The 1,767-nt window shown below is 74.5% G+C and carries 3 protein-coding genes; all 3 read left to right on the top strand.

Annotation, left to right across the window (positions count from 1 at the left end):
* On the top strand, positions 1 to 832 hold an 832-nt coding region (locus ACKUB9_RS16835; RefSeq protein WP_410825843.1), incomplete at its 5' end, for a tellurite resistance TerB family protein.
* Positions 833 to 899: 67 nt separating this feature from the next.
* The gene (minC, locus tag ACKUB9_RS16830; protein ID WP_407524661.1) at positions 900 to 1,622 is read left to right on the top strand and encodes a septum site-determining protein MinC; all 723 of its coding nucleotides are present in this window, start codon (positions 900 to 902) and stop codon (positions 1,620 to 1,622) included.
* Between the two features lie 61 nt (positions 1,623 to 1,683).
* Positions 1,684 to 1,767 (top strand): nucleotide-binding protein (locus tag ACKUB9_RS16825; RefSeq protein WP_490390953.1); only part of this gene is annotated, 84 nt, incomplete at its 3' end.

Below are 1,767 nucleotides of genomic sequence, written 5' to 3'. Positions count from 1 at the left end.
CCCCCCCCCCCCCCCCCCCCCCCGCGGCGGCTACGGGCACCCCCAGGGGGGCCATGGGCATCCCCAGGGCGGCTACGGACACGCGCCGGGCGGCTCGCCGCTCGATCAGATCGCCCGCTCGGTCGGCGGCTCCGGTTCGAAGGCGGCCATGCTCGGCGGCTTGGCCTCCCTGGTGCTCGGCGCCCGCAAGGGCCACCGGGCCGGCCACGGCGCCTTCGGCCATGCCGGGCGCATCGGCGGCCTCGCGATGGTCGCCTCCCTGGCCTATCAGGCCTACCAGCAATGGCAGGCGAGCCAGCCCGCCCGGGCGACGGGGACGCCCGCGGGCGCCGCGCCATTCGGCGCCGCGTCGGTCGGCGCCGCACCGATGGGCTCCGGCCCCGGCCGCTCCGGCGGCTTCCTGCCCTCCGCCGACGAGGCCGCCGCGATGCTGCGCGGCACCCGGTTCCAGCCCGCCTCCCCGGCGGACGAGCAGGCGGTGAGCCTCGCCCTCCTCACCGCGATGGTCGCCGCCGCTAAGGCGGACGGCCACATCGATGCCGCCGAGCAGACCCGGATCTTCGGCGAGATGGACCGCCACGCCCTGGATGCGGACGACAAGGCCTTCCTGATGGACGCCCTGCGCGCGCGCCTCGACGTCGAGACGGTGGCGCGGCTCGCCCGCACCCCCGAGGAGGCGGCCGAGATCTACGCCGCCTCGCTGATGGCCATCGACGTCGATACGCCCCAGGAGCGCGCCTATCTCGACCACCTCGCCCGCCGTCTCGGGCTCGATCCCGGGCTGGTGCAGCACCTCGACGCGACGGTCGGCCGTGCCGTTAGGGAACGGTGAACGATTTCGGTCCATCTTAACCATTCGCTAACCATCGCGGGCGCGGAATGGGACGGTAACGAATCGTATACCCGTGCCGAACCCGAATCACTCCCGACCGCCGATCCGCTTCCGCGGCCGCTCGTTCCTGGCCGTGGTGCTCGCCCCCGAGGCGCCCGTCGAAGTCTGGCTCGCAGACCTCGACGCCCTGGTGCGGCGTTCCCCGGCCTTCTTCGCCGGGCGCGCCATCATCCTCGACGTGACGGCGCTGGCGCCGGAGCGCGAGGAGCTGCTCGCCCTGATGGGCGAACTCGCTGCCCGCGAGATCCCGGTCATGGGGCTCGAAGGCGCGGGCGCGGCCGGCCAGGGCGCCGGCCTGCCGCCCCCCTTGAGCGGCGGCCGCCCCGGTGCCGAGATCGCGCCGCCGGAGGCGGACGGCGCGGCGGCGGCGCCCGTGGCCCTGCCTGAGCGCCCCACCACGGTGGGCTCGCTCGTCCTCGACACCCCGGTGCGCTCGGGCCAGGCGATCCTGTTTCCGGAGGGCGACGTCACCGTGATGGGTTCGGTCGCCTCGGGCGCCGAGATCGTCGCGGGCGGGTCGATCCACGTCTACGGCGCGCTGCGCGGCCGGGCCATCGCGGGGGCGGCCGGCAGCCCGAACGCCCGCATCGTGTGCAGCCGCTTCGAGCCGGAGCTGCTGGCCATCGACGGCCTCTACCGCATCGCCGACGACATCGACCCGACACTGCGCGGCAAGCCCGTGCACGTCTGGCTCGACGGCGACGCGATGAAGACCGCGATTCTGGATTGACTGGGGCGAACCGACAGAAGGCGGCCGGACAGGACCGCCCGTAACGCGAACGAGGTGTCGAATGGCGAAGGTATTGGTTGTCACATCGGGCAAGGGCGGCGTGGGGAAGACGACCACGACGGCGGCCCTGGGGGCGGCCCTGGCG

The sequence above is a fragment of the Methylobacterium oryzisoli genome, assembly GCF_046557895.1.
Lineage (GTDB): Bacteria > Pseudomonadota > Alphaproteobacteria > Rhizobiales > Beijerinckiaceae > Methylobacterium > Methylobacterium oryzisoli.
The sequence above is the reverse complement of the archived record's forward strand: the minus strand, read 5'-3'. Positions and strand labels throughout refer to the sequence as shown.